The organism is Paenibacillus sp. FSL L8-0502 (genome assembly GCF_038593055.1).
GTDB lineage: Bacteria > Bacillota > Bacilli > Paenibacillales > Paenibacillaceae > Paenibacillus > Paenibacillus polymyxa_D.
The window spans coordinates 1,678,205-1,697,875 of the sequence record NZ_CP151958.1; the positions used below are offsets into that span (position 1 = coordinate 1,678,205).

At 46.3% G+C, this 19,671-nt stretch carries 19 protein-coding genes, 1 pseudogene and 1 riboswitch; of the genes and pseudogenes, 17 read left to right on the forward strand and 3 right to left on the reverse strand.

The window, feature by feature from the left end:
- The first annotated feature begins 117 nt into the window (after positions 1 to 117).
- Positions 118 to 2,142, forward strand: coding sequence for a DNA repair protein (locus NSQ57_RS07465; RefSeq protein WP_340931742.1), 2,025 nt, complete (start codon positions 118 to 120; stop codon positions 2,140 to 2,142).
- A gap of 151 nt (positions 2,143 to 2,293) precedes the next feature.
- Here the strand turns inward: NSQ57_RS07465 and NSQ57_RS07470 are convergent, their stop codons facing one another.
- Positions 2,294 to 2,653, reverse strand: a complete 360-nt coding sequence (locus tag NSQ57_RS07470; RefSeq protein WP_029516484.1) for a phage holin family protein — start codon at positions 2,651 to 2,653, stop codon at positions 2,294 to 2,296.
- 149 nt (positions 2,654 to 2,802) lie between these two features.
- Here NSQ57_RS07470 and NSQ57_RS07475 point away from each other — a divergent pair, with 149 nt between their 5' ends.
- The 4 genes from NSQ57_RS07475 to NSQ57_RS07490 all read left to right on the forward strand — a co-directional run bounded on the left by NSQ57_RS07475 (position 2,803) and on the right by NSQ57_RS07490 (position 7,769).
- A complete protein-coding gene (locus NSQ57_RS07475) occupies positions 2,803 to 5,172 on the forward strand; it encodes an endonuclease MutS2 (RefSeq protein ID WP_342425857.1) in 2,370 nt (789 codons plus the stop codon).
- 58 nt (positions 5,173 to 5,230) lie between these two features.
- A complete protein-coding gene (locus NSQ57_RS07480) occupies positions 5,231 to 5,644 on the forward strand; it encodes a DUF350 domain-containing protein (RefSeq protein WP_340887074.1) in 414 nt (137 codons plus the stop codon).
- A 54-nt stretch (positions 5,645 to 5,698) separates the two neighbouring features.
- Positions 5,699 to 6,409 (forward strand): hypothetical protein, encoded by a 711-nt coding sequence (locus NSQ57_RS07485; protein WP_069012840.1) that lies wholly within the window; start codon positions 5,699 to 5,701, stop codon positions 6,407 to 6,409.
- Positions 6,410 to 6,524: 115 nt separating this feature from the next.
- On the forward strand, positions 6,525 to 7,769 hold the full coding sequence (locus NSQ57_RS07490; protein WP_342425858.1) for an MFS transporter: 1,245 nt from the start codon (positions 6,525 to 6,527) through the stop codon (positions 7,767 to 7,769).
- Between the two features lie 75 nt (positions 7,770 to 7,844).
- Here the strand turns inward: NSQ57_RS07490 and NSQ57_RS07495 are convergent, their stop codons facing one another.
- A complete protein-coding gene (locus NSQ57_RS07495; RefSeq protein ID WP_342425859.1) occupies positions 7,845 to 9,083 on the reverse strand; it encodes an FAD-dependent oxidoreductase in 1,239 nt (412 codons plus the stop codon).
- Between the two features lie 114 nt (positions 9,084 to 9,197).
- Between NSQ57_RS07495 and NSQ57_RS07500 the strand changes: the two genes are divergently transcribed.
- From NSQ57_RS07500 to NSQ57_RS07555, 12 genes and pseudogenes are all read left to right on the forward strand, one after another.
- On the forward strand, positions 9,198 to 9,434 hold the full coding sequence (locus NSQ57_RS07500; protein WP_013370103.1) for a hypothetical protein: 237 nt from the start codon (positions 9,198 to 9,200) through the stop codon (positions 9,432 to 9,434).
- 32 nt (positions 9,435 to 9,466) lie between these two features.
- Positions 9,467 to 9,853, forward strand: coding sequence for a spore coat protein (locus NSQ57_RS07505; RefSeq protein ID WP_069012837.1), 387 nt, complete (start codon positions 9,467 to 9,469; stop codon positions 9,851 to 9,853).
- A gap of 143 nt (positions 9,854 to 9,996) precedes the next feature.
- On the forward strand, positions 9,997 to 10,497 hold the full coding sequence (locus tag NSQ57_RS07510; protein WP_069012836.1) for an Lrp/AsnC family transcriptional regulator: 501 nt from the start codon (positions 9,997 to 9,999) through the stop codon (positions 10,495 to 10,497).
- Positions 10,498 to 10,509: 12 nt separating this feature from the next.
- Positions 10,510 to 11,721, forward strand: coding sequence for an aminotransferase class I/II-fold pyridoxal phosphate-dependent enzyme (locus NSQ57_RS07515; protein ID WP_029516491.1), 1,212 nt, complete (start codon positions 10,510 to 10,512; stop codon positions 11,719 to 11,721).
- A gap of 114 nt (positions 11,722 to 11,835) precedes the next feature.
- Complete coding sequence (locus tag NSQ57_RS07520) at positions 11,836 to 12,042, forward strand: aspartyl-phosphate phosphatase Spo0E family protein (RefSeq protein WP_069012835.1); 207 nt, start codon at positions 11,836 to 11,838, stop codon at positions 12,040 to 12,042.
- Between the two features lie 101 nt (positions 12,043 to 12,143).
- Positions 12,144 to 12,713 carry a hypothetical protein gene (locus tag NSQ57_RS07525; protein WP_069012834.1) on the forward strand — a complete coding sequence of 190 codons (570 nt, stop codon included), beginning with the start codon at positions 12,144 to 12,146 and terminating at the stop codon, positions 12,711 to 12,713.
- An 18-nt stretch (positions 12,714 to 12,731) separates the two neighbouring features.
- The gene (locus NSQ57_RS07530) at positions 12,732 to 13,295 is read left to right on the forward strand and encodes a cob(I)yrinic acid a,c-diamide adenosyltransferase (RefSeq protein WP_069012833.1); all 564 of its coding nucleotides are present in this window, start codon (positions 12,732 to 12,734) and stop codon (positions 13,293 to 13,295) included.
- A gap of 20 nt (positions 13,296 to 13,315) precedes the next feature.
- Positions 13,316 to 14,254, forward strand: a pseudogene (locus NSQ57_RS07535) (RluA family pseudouridine synthase); the annotation flags it as partial.
- 27 nt (positions 14,255 to 14,281) lie between these two features.
- Positions 14,282 to 14,638 carry an arsenate reductase family protein gene (locus NSQ57_RS07540; protein WP_342426121.1) on the forward strand — a complete coding sequence of 119 codons (357 nt, stop codon included), beginning with the start codon at positions 14,282 to 14,284 and terminating at the stop codon, positions 14,636 to 14,638.
- Positions 14,639 to 14,719: 81 nt separating this feature from the next.
- The gene (locus NSQ57_RS07545) at positions 14,720 to 15,616 is read left to right on the forward strand and encodes a 5'-3' exonuclease H3TH domain-containing protein (protein ID WP_080710677.1); all 897 of its coding nucleotides are present in this window, start codon (positions 14,720 to 14,722) and stop codon (positions 15,614 to 15,616) included.
- A gap of 221 nt (positions 15,617 to 15,837) precedes the next feature.
- A complete protein-coding gene (locus NSQ57_RS07550; protein WP_069012832.1) occupies positions 15,838 to 16,716 on the forward strand; it encodes an ROK family protein in 879 nt (292 codons plus the stop codon).
- Between the two features lie 166 nt (positions 16,717 to 16,882).
- Positions 16,883 to 17,890: an HRDC domain-containing protein gene (locus tag NSQ57_RS07555; protein ID WP_069012831.1), complete on the forward strand. Its 1,008-nt coding sequence runs from the start codon at positions 16,883 to 16,885 to the stop codon at positions 17,888 to 17,890.
- Positions 17,891 to 18,050: 160 nt separating this feature from the next.
- Here NSQ57_RS07555 and corA read toward each other — a convergent pair whose 3' ends face one another.
- Positions 18,051 to 18,986: a magnesium/cobalt transporter CorA gene (gene corA, locus NSQ57_RS07560; protein ID WP_023987788.1), complete on the reverse strand. Its 936-nt coding sequence runs from the start codon at positions 18,984 to 18,986 to the stop codon at positions 18,051 to 18,053.
- 552 nt (positions 18,987 to 19,538) lie between these two features.
- A riboswitch (SAM riboswitch) is annotated at positions 19,539 to 19,664 on the forward strand.
- Positions 19,665 to 19,671: the final 7 nt, after the last annotated feature.

Sequence of the window (19,671 nt, forward strand, 5' to 3'; positions counted from 1 at the left end):
TTACCCGCTGCGGGGAAGCCGGACTAATAAGGTTGAACGCTTCACGGAAGGCGGGTTACCATAGTACCGGACACACCTTAGAATCAACATACAGTAGTATTGAAGGAGGGCATAATTGTGACTACACCAGATCGTACTCGCGTCACTGTAGAGATCTACGGTACTTCTTATAAACTCGTCGGCAGCAATACCGATTATATGAAGCAGGTTGCCAATTACGTGGATGAGCGTATGCACAGCATTTCTCAAGCTCATTCGCGTCTGGATATGCCCCGAATTGCCGTGCTGGCTGCGGTTCATATGGCAGAAGAAGCTGTACAAATCCAGGAAATTCAGAGTCATATGAACCGCTTAGCAGCGGAACGAGCAGAGCTCCGGGGAGATCTGGCGCAACTCCAGACAGCTCTAGGGGAACAACAGCAGAAAAATACAGATATGCATCAATCTCTTATTCAACTGAAGGAAGAAAAGGAAGCAACGCAGAAGAAGCTGATGGAAACCGAATCTGTATCAGCCAAGGAGATTGCCCAATTGAGGGCAAAGCTGGAACAGCAGGAGAAAAAAGCGGCTGAACTTGAAAATGGACAAAAACAAGCTAAACGTGAATTGGAGGAGTCCCGTCAAGAAGCTTCTCGCAAGCTGAAAGAGCAGCAGGAGGCGGCCAATGCGCGTATCCGGCAGATAGAAGAGCAGATGAAGAAGGAAGTATTTGAAGCGGCTAAACAGGCTGAAGCCAAGCTGTCAGCTGCAGAGAAGACTCATCAGGAGCAAAAGCGCACAGAACTGGACAAGCTGCGATCTGCTTTGCAGCAAGAGCATAGCAAGAAGGTAAGCGAATGGCAAACTAAGTGCTCCGGACTGAATGAGCAGCTGGAGCAGGAACGTAAACAGGCTGAATTGGCGTTGAATGAGGAAAAGCTCCAGCATCAGGAAGCGCAGAAACGAGCTGATGAAGCTGCACTGGAGCAGGAGATTCGGGTCGAGGAGCTTCAGGAACAATTAGAACAAGTACAGGCAGGCAGTACAGAGCTTTCTTCTCGTCTGGGAGAGGCTCAAGAGCAAGCAAGAGTACTGAAGGAACAACAGTCCGAGCTGGAGTCTGTGCTGGAAACACAGCGACAGGCTGCGATAGAGCGAGAGCAGGCAGATACGCTTGCACGTGAAGAATTGCAAAGTCGATATGATCAATTAGAAGCTGAAGCCAAGGCTAAGCAGCAGCAGACGGCTAAGCTGGAGGAAGAACAGCGACGGATGCAGAAGCTGTTGGAGCAAGCTCACGTATCTTCTCGCAAGCTGCAAAGTGAGCTGGCTACGCTAGCTGAAAGCGAGAAGTCATGGAAGAAGCTTGCAGAAGAACGCCAGGTGGCAGTTGATGAGCTGGAGCTCTCCTTGCTGGAAGCACGTGAACAGAAGGAAGAAATACAAGAGCAATTACAGCACGCAGCGGCTGAGCTCGAAGCTATTAATGATAAATTTGCTTCACAACAGCAACGGCTAGTTCAACTCGAAGCGAGAATCAAGGAGCTTTCACCTGAGCTGATTCGCGTTCAGGATGAGCTTGAGAAAGCCAAAGTCCGAGAGCAAGAGGGAACTAAGGCGTATCAATCGCTTCAGGAGCAATATGGAAGCATGAAGAGCCGAGCTGGACAGCTGGAGCAAAATATCAAGCAGCTCCAGCAGGAAAATCGAGAACGGCGGAGTGAACTGGAACGTGCTGAGGAAGAATCCCTGGAATGGCAGCTTAAATACGATCAGTTGAAGGCTGAAGCGGAACGTTTGGAAGCTGAAGATGCTGCCCGTAAGGAAGAATTTGCTTCTTGGGAGCGGGAAATAGCGGTAACGGTTCAACAAAAGGAACAGCTTCAGGAGGAAATTCGTTTGGCTGTTGAAACTGCCAAAACGGCGAAGGCTGAACAGCAGTCCATAGAGCAGGAACGGATGGCCTTGCAGTCTGAATTGGACGAAGTGGGTCAAAAATATGAAATGGCAGCGCATCAGCTTCGTCTGTTGCAAGTACAACAGGACGTAGATCGGGAAAATTCGGAGAAGATTTCTACGGAATTACGTCAATTACAGGAAGAATACACCAAGCTTCAAACTGAGTATAATGAATGGATTGAACTTATCGAACAGGATCAGTAGATACGGATTATACATGTAAGGCAATCCCCGGCTGCTCATTGCCGGGGATTGTTTGTTTATTGTATCCACTCAGAGGTGTAAATGACAAAAAGCTGTCCTTTGGCAGATGAATTCTGCTTCGGGACAGCTTTGCCAGAAGCGATTACTGAAATTAATTCCCGTTTTTCCGACCGGCTTCAAACGGTGTCGATACCGGAATGAACAGGTCGATAATCCCGATAACCAATGCAGCGAGCAATGCGCCCAGAACGGAAACACTGACATGAGCGACGACATATTGAGCGACCCAGATCACCAGAGCGCTCACAAGAAAACCTACGATACCGCGTCCAAATGGGGAGACGCGTCGACCAAACACCGCCTCGACGATATAGCCAATCAAGGCAATGACAATGGCTAGGATCAGCGCGCTCCAAAAGCCGCCTACACTAAATCCGGGAACGATCCAGCTTACGACCATCAGCACCAGAGCGGCAACGATGAAACGTACAATGTGCCCGAGAATGCTCACGGAATAACCTCCTTTGTTTTTTGAATCAGGGTTAGACAAAGGTTAGTGTGTGGCATGAAGAGCTTTCTTATGTGTAAAACAGAGTTGGCAAATAGCGTAAGTTTGCTGCTTTCGGTATAATATAGATATAAGTGAAAGGAGTAGTGAAGTTGGACTCTAAAATTTTCAAAACCCTTGAATATCAAAAAATTCTAAATAAACTAAGTCACTATGCCCAAACGGCAACGGGACAACAGACAGCCCTTCGGCTACAGCCCAGCGATGATTTGGAGCATATCAAGAAAATGCTGAAAGGTACGGATGAGGCCTATGCTGCTGATCGCCTCAAAGGAGTGCCTTCATTTAACGGAGTAGTGGATATCACTCCGGCGGTGAAGCGTGCCCGTATTGGTGGAACATTAAGCCCGCATGAGTTGCTTGGCATTCGGACAACGGTTCAGGCCGCACGCCGTATACAAGTATACGTGACAAGTTTGCATGAAGAAAATCCTGTCGAAACATTGCTGTATTGGAGTGAGCAGCTTTCGGAGCAGAGAGGTTTAGAAAACTCCATCAAAGGCTGTATTGACGAAAATGCAGAAGTGTTGGATTCTGCCAGCACAGAGCTTTCACAAATCCGTCGGGAGCTACGCTCGGGAGAAGTGCGTATTCGTGAGAAGCTGGATTCCATGATTCGTTCCTCAACTGTATCCAAAATGCTTCAAGATCAGTTGATTACGATTCGTGGAGATCGGTTTGTGATCCCGGTTAAGGCCGAATACCGTTCTTATTTTGGCGGAATTGTTCATGATCAATCCGGGTCAGGTGCAACATTGTTTATCGAGCCTGAATCTATCGTAGCCATGAACAATAAGCTGAGGGAAACAAGGCTGAGAGAAGAGCGTGAAATTGAAGTCATTTTACAAAAGCTGACCGCACTTGTCGCAGAACAAGCGGATATGTTGCTGTATGATGTGGACATTTTGGGCAATCTTGATTTTATTTTTGCAAAAGCGCGTCTCGCCCGTGAAATGAAAGCAACCTTGCCTTTAATGAATGACCGAGGGTACTTGAAGCTGAAAAAAGGCAGACATCCTCTAATTCCGTTGGAGCAGGTCGTTCCCATAGATGTGGAGCTGGGCAATTCATACACCTCCATTATCGTTACCGGACCGAACACAGGGGGGAAAACCGTTACCCTGAAAACCATTGGCCTGCTTAGTTTGATGGCGATGTCTGGACTGTTTGTACCTGTCGAGGATGAAAGCCAGCTGTGTGTATTTGATGCAATCTATGCTGATATTGGTGACGAGCAGAGCATTGAGCAAAACTTAAGTACATTTTCCAGCCACATGACCAATATCATTAGCATCCTGAAAAATATGACGCCCAAAAGTCTTGTATTGCTTGACGAAGTGGGGGCAGGAACGGACCCCGCGGAAGGTTCGGCTTTGGCTGTGTCCATTTTGGAGCATATACATGCCATGGGTTGCCGTATGGTTGCGACGACTCACTATAGTGAATTGAAGGCGTATGCCTACGAGCGTAAAGGAATTATTAATGCAAGCATGGAGTTTGATGTCGCTACATTAAGCCCGACTTACCGCCTTCTGGTCGGTGTCCCCGGACGAAGTAACGCATTTGCCATTGCCGAGCGATTGGGATTGCCAGGGCGCATATTAGACTATGCCCGTGGTGAGGTAACAGAAGAAGACCAGCGTGTTGAGCACATGATTGCGTCACTGGAGCAGAACCGTTTGACAGCTGAGCAAGAACGGGAAAAAGCAGAGCAGTTGCGTAAAGAAATGGAAGCATTGCGTAGCCGTCATCAGATGGAGCTGGATAAGCTGGAGTCCCAACGGGACCGTATGCTGGAAAAAGCTGAGGACGAAGCAAGAGTTCTCGTGGATAAGGCTCGTAGCGAAGCTGAGAAAATCATTACTGATTTGCGTAAATTGGCTCAGGAAGAAGGGGCCTCGGTTAAGGAGCACAAGCTGATTGCAGCTCGCAGAGAACTGGATGAGGCTGAACCGAAGCAACGCAAGAAAAGTACCGTCAAACGCCCGGCCGCTACGCGTACTCGTTCTATCATGGCTGGCGATGAAGTATCCGTTCACAGTCTGAATAAAAAAGGCCACGTGGTTGAACTGTCCGGTACCAAGGAAGCTGTGGTTCAACTGGGGATCATGAAGATGAAGGTCAGTCTGGATGATCTGGAACTACTGCAACCTGCCCAAACAACGACTCCAAGAGTTCAAAAACCAGTCACTGGCGTTAAACGGACACGGGATGATAACGTACGAAGTGAACTTGATCTTCGGGGGGCGAACGTGGAGGAAGCCTTGATGGAAGTGGACCGCTTCATGGATGAAGCGTTTCTGGCCAATCTGGGTCAGGTACACATTATTCATGGCAAAGGTACGGGTATTCTGAGAACCGGTATTCAGGAGTACCTCCGCAAGCATAAACATGTGAAAAGCTACCGTATCGGTAATTACAATGAAGGCGGCACAGGCGTAACCGTTGCTGAATTGGAATAGCTATGGGTTGCCGGCTTTGCTCGGGAACGCTTGGTAGAACGGGAGGGACGAAGTGAAGATGGCGATTGATGAATTGCTGTCACATCCGTTGGGGATGATGCTGGGTTATTTCTCGGTGGCGGTGCTGGAGCTAATTGTATTTTTGTCGTGTTTTGAGCTGGTAACCCGCTATAAATGCTGGGAAGAGATCAAGCACGGCAATGTTTCAGTAGCCATGGCTACGGGAGGGAAAATGTTCGGTATTTGCAACGTGCTCCGCTTTGCAATGGAAGCCAAATCCAGCGTGTACGATACGATGATTTGGTCGTTCGTTGGCTTTTTACTGCTACTTGCGGCGTACTTTCTTTTTGAGTTTCTGACACCGGTATTTTCTATCGATCAACAGATTAAAGAGGATAACCGTGCTGTCGGCTTGTTCTCCATGATTATTTCAATATCGTTATCTTATGTGATCGGTGCCAGTGTAACTTGACACATCCTGTATACTAGAGCTTGGTATACGCTTGGAACGGAAGGATGATAAAGCTTGGAAATGACTATTTGTCCATGGTGTAACATGGAAATTATTTGGGATGAAGAATTGGGCCCTGAGGAAGAGTGTCCCTATTGCCATAATGATCTGAAAGGGTACTCTGACATCACTGATGATGATGAAGATGAGTCTGTTTCTCCACCTGTTCATAGACATGCCGGTGAGCATGGACATGAAGAGACGAAACATGATCATGTGACTTCTGTAACCCCGGCGCCTCACGCTCATGGAAAAGAAGACCTGAAGGGTTATCGTACATTGAGTATTCAGCTCGGTGATGATGAAGAGCAGGATATTTTATATGAGGCAGAGGATGAAATCGTAGTTGAAAAACCGGTTGATGCACCGTTGTTGCAGGATAATGAGCTGCATAAGCTACCTGTTCTGCATACTTTGCAAAAATTTGAAGAAAGCGGTGCGGATCTGATGGCTTATGAACAAGGCGCTGAACAAATACTCGACAGACAAGATGAGGTTCTTGAATGTTCCCAATGTGGAGAGTACATGCTGCATGCGGGTTCGCAAACCGTAACCAGAGAAGGTTTTGAACCGTCGATGTCGCCAGCACTTGGCAAACCTGTTCTGGACTTGCCATTCGTCTTGAATGTTTATGTTTGTCCTAGCTGTTTTCATGTCCAGCACACATTGTCAGAGAATGACCGACTGCGGATGCTGGAGAAGCTCAGCGGTATTTCCAACAATTAAATAGCAATCCCCCGGATAGGCCCAAGCTTAATACGGGCATCTTAATCGAAGAAATCTTTGAACAAGCTGGCTTGAAATAAGCTGATTGGTGATTTTTCGGTTAGGGGGAACTGCATTGAAATCAAACCTGAACGGACAATCCATTCTGCTATTAAGCTTGAATGGATTGTTTGTGTTTGCAGCAGCATTGTCAGGCACATTTCTCAACGTATATTTATGGAAGAGCAGGCAGGATTACGCGATGATTGGCTGGTTTAATGTCAGCCAACAAATTGCGCTGGGAATTATGGTCTGGGTGGCTGGGAAATGGGTCAAGGAACATAACAAAATGAATGCCCTGCGCGTGGGGACAGCACTGTCCGGTCTGTTTTATTTAATCGTGTTATATACGGGACCGCAGGCTGTAAACTACATATGGCCGCTCGGAATGTTATTGGGTGCAGCATTAGGTTTATTCTGGCTGGCGTTTAATGTCATTTTTTTCGAAGTCACAGATCAGGCAAGTCGCGATCATTTTAACGGATGGGTCGGTCTGCTGGGTTCGTTTTCCGGTATCGTGGGTCCTTGGCTGTCTGGTTGGATTATTGCTCGTATGGAGGATGATGCGGGTTATCGAGTAATATTCAGTATTTCCTTAGCTTTTTATGTCGTAGGAGTGGTACTTAGTTTCTTTCTTCGCAAGCGTAAGCCGACAGGAAACTACAATTGGAAGGAGCCTAAGCAACGATTGTCACAAAAAGGGAGCATGTGGCGTCCCTTGTCGTTATCGCTTGTTACCCAGGGCATCCGTGAAGGGGTTTTTGCCTTCCTGATTACGCTGCTCGTGTATGTAGCTACTCAACAGGAATGGAAGCTGGCACAGTTTTCACTTATCACCTCGGCGGTTTCATTTTTCAGCTTTTGGGCTGTCGGAAAATGGCTCAAGCCACACTATCGCTCGGCTGGTATGCTATTGGGTGCTGTATTGTTGGTGATTGCGCTGTTACCCTTATTGTGGCGTATGGAGTATATCACGCTACTGATTATGGGGATCGGCACCGCTATATTCCTGCCCTTGTATTTAATTCCTATGATCTCAGCGAGTTTTGATTTAATGGGTACGAGTGAAGGAGATGCGAATCAGAGAGTGGAACTGGTTGTACTGCGTGAACTGTGCTTAATGGTAGGCCGGTTGACCGGGACACTCATTTTCTTGGGCGTCCTAAGTATCAGCAAGGCTCCTACAGCGATGATTTGGTTGTTGATTGGACTTGCATTAATGCCAGTGATCGGCTGGTTTTTTATGCGAAATGTGCTGAAGATGGAACAGAAGATAAAGCGAAGCACCCGTGCACAACGCTGGCGCAAGCAAACGGAATAACAGGAAAATTCAACACAAAAAGAACCTCAGAATTCACTTATATAGGCGAAAGGAGGTTCTTTTTGTATTCATATGTTAAACCATTGGTTTTGTTGCTTCTGGCGAGGGTTTGGTCGTACGGGTCAGAGAATACAGCTCCATTTCAGGTCGGTGTGTGCCCGTCAGTTCATCAGCCAATAGCTGTGCGGCCATCATATTCGTAACCGTCCCATTTCCCCCGTAACCCTCCAAGAAATAGCAGTTTGGAAAACGCGGATGTGGACCAATATACGGCAAGCCGTCGTGAGAGGAGCCGAATACAGCCGCCCAAGCGTAGTCGATCTGAAATGGCACACTGGGAAAATGCTCCTGTAGTGCTTGCAGCAGCTTTTGTTGTTGGTGTAGTAGCCTGATTTCACGTTGGTTGGCGTCCAATACAGGTTCATCCAAACCACCAATAATGATACGTCCTTCCGGTGTGGAGCGCATATATAGATAAGGACGGGCCGTTTCCCAGATCAGACACTGCTCATGCCACAAGGGAGCATCTCCGATTGGATTGGTGGCGATAGCATAAGAGCTTTGCAGAACGGCTCCCTGATCGGTTTTAATCTCTTGTGTTTCATAACCCGTTGCAAAAATGATTTTTTTCGCTCGGATCATTCCACCGCTGGTATGACAAACGACTTCATTTTCATTGAATTCAAAATGCTTGGCTTCCGTATGCTCATATAAGCGTACACCGAGACGGCTGGCGGATTGCAATAGTCCTTGGGCAAACAAAAATGGATTAACCTCGGCATCTTCGTGTGTGTACAAGGCTGCCGGTTTTCGAAAAGGAAATCGGGTAGCCACTTGTTGCTCATCCCAGTACTCCACTGGAAATCCAAACCGGGTTAGCTGTTTGTACTCTTCCTGAAGCACCTGTACATCTTCTAGTGTACTTGCATAGTACAGGCTGCTTCGCCGAATAAAGGAAGGGTCTGTATCCAGTGTGGCAGCCAGCTTATCTAACTGATCTAGTGCATCCTTGCACATGCGGTAAAACAGTACACCGTTCGTTTCACCAAACGTATTGATGAAAGAGGTTAAGGTCTTGTCATTGCTGTATTGCAGCAGGCCAGTATTGGCCGAAGAGCTTCCAGTTACCAGTTTGCGTTTGTCAATAACCACGGTGTCTACCTGTCGTTCTCCCAATAACCGGGAGCAGATGGCCCCCCCCATCCCTCCCCCGATGATCAATACATCACAATTTAAATCCTCTGCCAAAGGCGGAAAATCCAGCGCCTGCTCCAATGTATTCGGCCAATATGTATTCCCGCTTATCAACTCCATATAAAATAGCACTCCTCATAGGCAATATGTAGTATTTCTTATGTGTACATAGTATTTCGCCAAACGGACAAGATAACCAGCGTGCAACAAAACTTTTAAGGAGGCACAGAGATTATGCAATCTACGAACATGCAACCCCTGTCAGGCAAAGAGCTGGAGTACATCGTGGACTCCATCTCCAATGAAGAACTACTACTCAAACAATGTGCGGCCACAGCGGCGTCTATTCAGCACCCAGCCATCCAACAAGCCTGTTTACAACTGGCAAGAACTCATGAGCACCACTTGAATCTGCTTTCTAATGCTCTTCAACAGCATCAGCAGCTTGCTCCAATGCAACCACAGCAGTAATTTGGATTTACCAATAAAGGAGGTTTGACAGAATGTATTCACAAAACAATATGTCATTTATGCCCGAAGAAGATTTGCTCTATACCATTCTTGCTGATATGAAACGTACAGTGCGCGAATACACAACGGCGACGACAGAATCCAATTGTCCGTCTGTGCGTCAGATGTTCACCGACCTTACGAATGATACATTGCGTCTGCAAGGTGATTTGTATCATCTGATGAGCCAAAATAATATGTACGCCACTCCAACTAAAGCACTGCGCATCGATTTGGACAAACAGATTCAAGAAGCTCGCAAGACCCAACAAGAATGCCAACAGTTCATTCAGCAAAAGTCGACATCCGCGGGAGTATATGGTCAATCTATGCACCAGCAAGGCCAGTCTACACATCAAAACAACCCTTATTATATGTAAACGGGATTTTCTGTTTTTGAAGCAGATTCCCATAACAGCCGTCCACCTGCCGGGTTTACCGGAGTGGACGGTTTTTCTTTGCAGGTTTAAAGTGCGTATTGTATGATGTATAGTAATCTCTTTCGATGGAGGCCTTATGTAGAATGACAGAGCTGAATGAATTGAAATTAAAAGTGCTGGAATTGTTAAAAGAAGATGCAAGAAGAACACCGACTCTATTGGCTACTATGCTGGGGGTTGACGAGCAGGATGTACGCATCTCAATGAAAGAGCTCGAAGACCAACACGTGATTGTCAAATATGCCGCTGTAGTCAATTGGGACAAAGTCGACGACGAAAAGGTTACCGCTTTGATCGAAGTGCAAATTACACCCGAGCGTGGAAGAGGCTTTGAAGGGATTGCAGAACGGATTTATTTGTATCCGCAAGTTAAATCGGTCTATCTCATGTCCGGAGCATACGATTTGCTGGTAGAGGTTGAAGGCCGCAATCTTCGTGAGGTCGCTAATTTTGTGTCGGAGAAACTGTCGCCTATTGATTCGGTCTTGTCTACCAAGACTAATTTTACGCTTAAAAAATACAAGCAGGACGGAATTATCTTTGAGGACCATCAGGAAGATAATCGTCTGATGATTTCGCCGTAAAGGAAGATCATGATGAATCTCAAAACAGAAGCATTTACCGACAGTAACAAAGCTATGAGTTCCTATTTGTCCCCGTTGGTGCGCGAGATCCCATCTTCGGGTATTCGTAAGTTTTTTGACTTGGTGGGTGGCAACAAGGATATTATTACCCTTGGTGTAGGCGAACCGGATTTTACAACCCCTTGGCATATGCGGGAAGCCTGTGTTTATTCATTAGAGCGAGGTTTTACCAGCTATACGTCTAATGCGGGAACGCCAGAACTGCGTGAAGCGATCAGTGATTATCTGAATGAGCAATTTGAAGTCCGTTATGATCCTAAAAATGAGATTATCGTGACCGTTGGGGGAAGCGAGGCGATTGATCTTGCTTTGCGTGCGTTAATTGTACCTGGCGACGAAATTCTCGTGCCCGAACCGTGCTACATTTCATATTCTCCAATCACTGCAATTGGAGGCGGGATTCCGGTAGGTATTGAAACCTTTGCTAAGGATGAATTCAAGCTGACGGCTGAGGCGCTGGAGGCAAAAATTACACCTAAATCCAAGGTGCTGATTTTATGCTATCCGAGCAATCCAACTGGGGCTACGATGACTTATGAAGATTGGCTTCCGATTGCCGAAGTCGTGGAAAAGCATGATTTGATCGTCATTTCTGATGAAATTTATGCTGAATTGAATTATGGAGAGAAGCATGTCAGTTTTGCAGCTATGCCTGGTATGATGGATCGTACGATTCTCGTCAGTGGTTTTTCCAAAGCCTTCGCCATGACAGGTTGGCGTATTGGATATACATGCGGACATCCCGATCTGATTGCCGCTATGCTCAAAATCCATCAGTACACCGTAATGTGTGCGCCTTCTATGGGGCAAGTTGCGGCACTGGAAGGGTTGCGGAATGGTTTGGGTGAGAAAGATCGTATGGTAGAAGCCTATAATCAGCGTCGCCGTCTGATGGTTGAAGGGTTTCGGGAAATCGGCCTGGAGTGCCATGAGCCAAGAGGGGCTTTTTACGTTTTCCCTAGTATTCAAAGCACGGGACTCAGCTCAGATGAATTTGCACAGCGTCTTTTGGCAGAGGCTAAAGTTGCGGCTGTACCAGGTAATGTGTTCGGTTTGGGAGGCGAAGGCTATCTTCGTTGCTCATACGCGACTTCTGTTGCTCAGCTGACGGAGGCACTGGATCGGATTGGTCATTTTGTAGAAAAAGTAAGAAAAGAAGGTTAAAATTATTTTTTTATGGGTAATTCATAAAAAATAGTATTTTATTTCTAAATTTCTATGCTATAATTTGAAATCGATAGCAGGAAGTTCAATTTTTCAATTGTAGGAGGAATGCTCATGTCATATGTTGGATTTAATTCGTCTAGTTCAATAGGATACGACATTTCTCTGGAAGATGAAATTTTGTTCCTGCGCAATGAGATGATGCGGACGTTTCAGAAAGAGCAGTCCTTCACCTCTGATCTTGTCATTGAGATCAGCTGCAAGCTCGATTTGAAAATCAATGAATATATGAAGCTGTATGGTACGGAATGCAAGGTTTAACCGTGTGAAGTCAGCCAAATGTAAGAAGAAGGCCGTCGAGCCTTCTTTTTTTGCGTTCACAACTTATGATATATTAATGGCATGGAAGAGGGGGCGTACATATGAGAGCGGGGCTAAAAAGGCTATCGCCGTGGATCATCGGAATGCTGACACTTGTATTATTGGCTGGATGTGGGGGACGGGACAAGGACAGCTTCTCCATTTTTATTATGGATAAAGGGGATGCTTCAGTCATCCGTGAGGAGCTGGCACAAAAGCTTAAGGATAAGCTGGGTGAACAGGCTCCGACTATTGAGATTTCAGTCAGTCCGCTGTATAACCAGCAGAAGCTGGTTGTAGAATATGCGGCCGGGGAACATGATCTGTTTCTTTTGCCGGAAGAGGACATGAAGCTGTATGGACAGAATGGTTCGAATCTGCCGTTAGATGATGCTTTTGACAAGAAGACGTATGCCCGGGGCGTGTTCGAGGGCGGCGTATTTAAGAAGAAGGGGCAGGAGGAAGAAGGAACAGATGTGAGCAAGGAAACTCATTTGTTCGGAATTCCGGTGGAGCAGATGAAGATGTTTAAGGAGCTAAAATATAACTCCAAAACATTATTTGCTACCGTTCCGCCTCGTACAAGCAATAAGGAAGAAGCCATCAAGGTGCTGAAAGCACTTACGGAATGATAAAGGGGATGAAATGGAATGGGAATCTATACTAGAACAGGTGATGAAGGACAAACTTCTGTGATCGGCGGTCGAGTGTCCAAAGATGATGATCGTGTGGAAGCGTACGGAACAATTGACGAGCTGAACAGCTTTGTAGGACAAGCGATCAGCTTTGCCGAAGGGGAAGAGTTTGCGGATATTCGGACTCAATTGGAAGAAATACAGCAGGAGCTGTTTGATTGTGGTTCGGATTTGGCATTTGTTAAAATCAGTGAAAGCAAATATAAGGTGAAGGACGAGCTGGCAGAGCGTCTGGAAGGTTGGATTGATGCATGTCAGGAGGAAAATCCGAAGGTGGAGCGTTTTATTATACCAGGTGGTAACACATTATCCTCAACGCTTCATGTTTGCCGTACGGTTTGCCGACGCGCAGAACGCCGTGCGGTTACACTAGGTAAACATACGGACATCAATCCGGCGGTACGTCGGTATTTGAACCGCCTTTCTGATTATTTCTTTGCCGTCGCTCGCACAGCGAATGTCCGTCAGGGCGTACCCGATGTCGAATATGTGCGCAGCAAAAAAGTGTTCCGCAAATAAGGAGGCAACCGGGAATTTGTATGAGCTTGTACTATGAACCTATCGTATATACGATCCCTCCGGAGGAGGAGGGCATGCTGTTGAAGACTATTTTACAAAAACGTATGAACATTTCTCGAAAGTTAATATCCAAACTCAAGCTGACCGAGCAAGGTATTATGCTGAACGGGACACGTGTGTACATTAGCGTAAAGGTGAAATCCGGGGATCGAGTAGAAATTCGCATGGAGCGCGAGCGTTCTGATGATATTTTACCGGAACCCATTCCTTTTGAGATATTGTTTGAGGATGAACATCTGTTAGTGGTGAATAAGGCGGCGGGCATGATTGTCCATCCGACTCATGGTCATTACACAGGAACACTGGCTAACGGGGTTGTGCATTATTGGCAGACCAAGGGGGAGCTGTTCCGATTTCGTCCTGTTCATCGTCTTGATCAGGAGACGACGGGGGTGCTGGTTGTAGCCAAAAATCCATATGTACACCAGCATATTTCTGAACAGATGATTGCGGGAACGGTGGATAAGCGCTATACGGCTCTGGTGCATGGGCGCCCTGAGCTACAGGAAGGTAAGGTAGACGGACCGATTGACCGCAACCCGGATGATCCGCATTTACGTATGGTGACTCCGGATGGTTATCCTGCCCTTACGCTGTATAAGCTGGAGGAAGTGTGGAACGGGGGAAGTCGCATCGGACTAAAGTTGGAATCCGGGCGTACGCACCAAATTCGAGTGCATATGACTTATATCGGTTGTCCGTTGATCGGAGATAAAATGTACCGGATTACACCTGATGATGCTGCGCAACGTGAGCGATATGATCAGCTTGATGCCAGGATGCCTCGACAAGCCTTGCATGCCTCAGAGCTGTCCTTGGTGCATCCTGTGACCGGGGAGCGAATGACGTTTTGCGCTCCTCTACCGGATGATATGGCTGAAATGCAGGAGCTTTTAAGAGAAAACCAAATGGAGGTTAATCTAGCGATGAGCCAACTGAAAGTATATCAGTATTCTAAATGCAGTACCTGCCGTAATGCAGTGAAATGGCTGCAAAACAAGGGGCATGAGACGGAACTGATTCCTATTTTTGAACAGCCGCCCGGCCCGGAGGAATTGGAAGAATTGATTCGCAAAAGCGGGCTGGAGCTGAAAAAGTTTTTCAATACGAGCGGTGAGGTGTACAAAGAGTTAAAGCTGAAAGATAAGCTGGGAGACATGAGCCGTGAAGAGCAAATTTCGCTTTTATCCTCAAATGGAAGATTAATCAAACGCCCGATTGTAACCGACGGTAACAAAGTAACGGTAGGGTTCAAAGAGGAAACATTTGAGGGCACATGGTGAGCTCAATAACGCCCAATTCACCCCCACGATATGTTATACTGTGGGGGTTAAATATTATGATGAATGGGAGCAATACAATCTGTGACACAACGCAATGAACAATCCGTAATGCTGGTTGACGGCATGGCCCTGCTATTTCGCGCTTATTATGCAACCGCCGCAAACGGTTATATCCGTCGTACAAAAGCTGGGGTGCCAACGAACGCCATATATGGTTTTATTCGATATTTTTGGGATGCAGTCCAAACGTTTAATCCTACACATGTTATTTGTTGCTGGGATATGGGCGGAACGACATTCCGTGGGGAACATTTTGCTGCGTATAAGGGAAATCGAGCCGACGCACCAGATGATTTGATTCCCCAATTTACATTGATTCGTGAAGTGACGGACAGCCTCGGCATTCCCAACATTGGAGCGGAAGGCTTTGAAGCCGATGATTGTATCGGTACGCTTGCACGCCATTATTCGCAAAATGAGGACATGGATGTAATGATTCTCTCGGGAGATCATGATTTACTTCAATTAGTGGATGATCGGACACGGGTCATTATTATGAAAAAGGGCCACGGCAATTATATGGTATACACCCCGGAGACCCTGCTGACTGAAAAAGGGCTTAAGCCACGCCAAGTGGTGGACCTTAAAGGCCTGATGGGGGATGCAAGCGATAATTATCCAGGAGTACGAGGTATTGGTGAGAAAACGGCACTCAAGCTGGTGCAGGAATACGACTCTATTGAGGGCATTCTGGAGAATCTGGATCAATTAACACCATCGGTCCGCAAAAAAATTGAGAGTGATTTGGATATGCTGCATCTTTCACGCAAACTCGCTGAAATTCACTGTGGTGTACCTGTAGCATGTGCTTTGGATAGTTGTCTGCTGACGTTGGATCACGTGCAAATTGTAGACAAGTTTGAGCAGCTTGAAATGAAAAGCTTGTGTACATTGATGGGTGTCGCAACCGGATCATAATGAAGCTATTAGGCCTGGTACGACAATTTAAATAAAGTAAGTTATATAGGGATGCTGAGGCGGGATGCGTCAGTGTCCTTATTTGTATACGTTATGTTAACGGAGTTATATCGTCTTGTGAAGGATTATATACAATTGCGATTAGGGGATTGACCTCAGGTACATTTCAGGTGAATATAGTGGAGAGAGAACCGGATTATCGAAAGGGGACAACAGCAACTATGACAGTATTGGGAGCAATTGAGGCAGGCGGTACCAAATTTGTATGTGGAATTGGCAACGAACGTGGAGAGGTACTGGAACGAGCGAGCTTTCCAACAACCACACCAGCAGAAACAATGGAGAATGTCATCGCATTTTTTGAAGGCAAGGGCATTGAAGCATTGGGCGTAGGATCGTTCGGGCCGATTGATCCTATCGAAGGTAGTGATACATATGGTTATATTACAACAACGCCAAAGCCACATTGGGGAAATTACAATCTGATTGGTAAACTGAAAGAGCATTTTGATGTGCCTATGGGGTTTGATACGGATGTGAATGGAGCAGCACTTGGTGAGTCTATTTGGGGTGCCGCCAAAGGATTGGACAACTGTCTGTATATCACGATAGGCACAGGCATCGGGGCAGGTGCTTTGGTTGGTGGAAAGCTGATACATGGATTATCTCACCCGGAAATGGGGCATATTCTGGTACGTCGTCACCCAGAAGATACTTACGAGGGGACATGTCCTTATCACGGAGATTGTTTGGAGGGTCTGGCAGCAGGTCCTGCGCTCGAAAAAAGATGGAAGGTTAAAGGACATGAGCTTTCTGTCGATCACCCGGCCTGGGAAATGGAAGCGTACTATCTGGCACAGGCTTTAATGAGCTATGTATTAATCCTGTCCCCGCAAAAAATTATTATGGGCGGGGGAGTAATGAAGCAAGACCAATTGTTCCCGCTCATTCGTACCAAACTACAAAAACTTTTGAACGGATACGTGCAGCATTCGAGTCTGACAACAGGTATTGAGCAATATATCGTATCTCCAGGATTGGGTGATAATGCTGGATTGTGCGGTGCTCTGGCATTGGCAAAGGAAAAACTGAATCATTAGAATTTAGGGTTGACGGCACTCCAAGGTACGGTTATTATATAGGCAACAGTATAGTACGGCTCAAAAAGGGAAGCACCTTTCTTGCGAATACGCAGGATAGGTGCTTTTTTTTGCGTTTTTGTGTTGTGCGGGACTGTCTTTCAACGATATGAGGGAGGAAGAAATCATGGAGATAGTATTTTTAAATCGCTTGTCCAAACGGAATGAACAGGGCTATGAGGACTTTGCTCAGGTATGGATTGGGCAGCATGAAGGGGAATGGAGTGCAGGCTGGAGCACACACCATGTCCCGGATGAAAGTATAGACGACCTTTGGTATGAGGGAAGCTTGTGGCAGGAATTACTGCATGTATACCGTCATGAGCTGGCGCTCAAAATGGCTGAGGGCTACAGGCCCCTAATCCATGGTGTATTTCATGAGCAAGAAGGATCATCAGGACGAGGACAAACGCTGCAAAAGCTGTATTGCTACAGTGATTTGTTTCCACGTGATGAAGTGTATGAGCAATTGACGATGTGGAGACGGCAAAAAGCAGCAACGGAACGAAAAGCACCTTATTTTATCGCTACGAATCGATTGCTTCGACTCATTAGCGTTTATCTTCCCCATACCGAAGAAGAACTGTTGGAGCTGCCTGGTATGGGTCAGGGTAAGGTGTCGCAATATGGGACGGAGCTATTGGCTATTACGACACAAAATGACCGCACCACGCCATTTCCGTTGAACTGGGTAACAGAGACGCTGGAAGAAGAAGTTTTTTTGTCATGGTTATACAAGCAAAAAGAGAACCAGTACAGGCAGGAGCTGAACAAATTCAGCTTAACTAGAACGATTATTGAAGGCATTTCGGACGGTCTTTCACTGGAGCATATCGGAATGAAGACAGGTTTGCATCGTAGAGAGATGATTGAAGCTGTGGAGCATTTGGATAGAGATGGTATTGATATGGACAAGCTGATCCACAAGGAATTGGTGAATGTATCTGAGGCGGAGCAGGCAGCTATCTGGTCTGCTTATGAAGAGTTGGGGGATACGTTGCTCAAGCCCGTCATGCTGAAAGTGTATGGGGAAGAAAAGGCAACCGAAACAGGACTGGATCAGATTTATGAGCGTCTGCGTCTGATCCGTATACGGTTTCGTCATCAGCAGGTACCCGGCCGACATGTTGGATAACATAGAACTAGTTGGATAAAGCTGGGTATTAAAGTATATTCAGGGTCCAACATACTAAAAAGCAGCAGCCAGTTCCTCACAGGACACGGCTGCTGCTTTTTATGACCAAGCTTGAAAATAGAAAAAAGTATCCAATTTGATACTTTTTCCCCTTTTATTTTTAAACCCAGTCTTTCTTACGGAAAATACAGAACATACTGACGCCTAATGCCACCATAATACCAATGACGACAAAATAGCCATAACGTGTATGAAGCTCAGGCATATTATCGAAGTTCATCCCATATATTCCGGTAATGACCGTCAATGGCATAAATACGGTCGTAATTGCTGTAAACACACGCATAATTTCATTGGCACGGTTGGCGATACTGGATTGATAAGCTTCTCGAAGGTTACCCATCAAGTCGCGGTAAGTTTCGAAAGTCTCCGAAATTTTCACAGCATTTTCATAAATGTCGCTAAAATATTTTTGCAATTGATCGTCGATGAGCCGCAAATCCCGCTTGTTCAGGGTATTGATGACTTCTTTTTGCGGGCCCAACACTTTTTTCAGCCACAGAATCTCACTGCGTAAGCCGATGATTTCGTTCAAATGCGACTTTTTCGTATGCATTAGAATATCTTCTTCCAGCTTTTCAATGCGGACCTCAATCCGGTCACCAACCAGAAAATAGTTGTCAACAATTAAGTCGACCAACAGATACATAAAACGGTCAGGCTGGCTGACTTCTTGCTCCCACAGCATAGGCTTGAGGGTACGAAGCTCATTGATTTTCTGCTTGGTCACCGTAATGATAAAATGGCGGCCGAGAAAAATGTTCAAAGCTCGCAAAAATATTTCTTCATCATCAAAACGAATGCTATTTACAACGATAAAATAATGGCTTTCATAAATTTCAATCTTCGGACGCTGTTCTTCTTCACTCAAACAGTCTTCTACTGCAAGATCATGCATGGAAAATAAAGGCTGGAGCACTGCCAAATCATCGACATCGGCATCAATCCAATAAAAACCTTCTGCCGGTGCAGTAAGCGCCATTTCAATTTCTTCGACAGGGGTAAAAACCCCGTTGTTGACCAAACGGATTTTCATATACGTCACTCCTTATGCTCCGCCGTAACGGAAATACGTTTACCTTAAGCATAAGGAATGGACTCAGTTAGCCAGTTAGCCGGTGCGGGTAAGCGTGCACTCTCATCAAAAGCCGGAGGCTTTTGGAGCATGCAGAGCCTGGCGTCCCGTCTTTCGGCAAGCTGAAGTCATTCCTATGCTGTTGTTCAGGGATCGCCGCCTATTCGGACTCGGGTCGCCTTCCATTCCGGATTCACCTCTCAAATGTTCTTTTTTTAGATTGCCACAGTATCGCAGGAAACACTCAAGTCTGCACTACTGCTCCATATTTTTGCCTAATAGCACTTGTATAGTATAACGCTCGGCCTACGGCCTTTCAAGCGCAAAATCATGGGCAAAATCAACAGTAGTTGCAAGAGCTTCAGCGATAGGAGGGATATGATTTAACCTATGGAAAAGGTAGACAAAATGTGAATGCAGGTTACAAATTTGCAAGTCCCATCTTGACGAAGCCCAACCGATGCATTAAAGTGAACAACAAGAACTTTGTGAACCCAAAATGAATATAGCGAAATCTTATCAAGAGCAGGTGGAGGGACTAGCCCGATGATACCCGGCAACCGGCGATTTTAATCGCACGGTGCTAATTCTTGCAGGACGCGCGCTTTGTACAAAGCGCGTTGCCCTGACAGATGAGAGAGGCGCA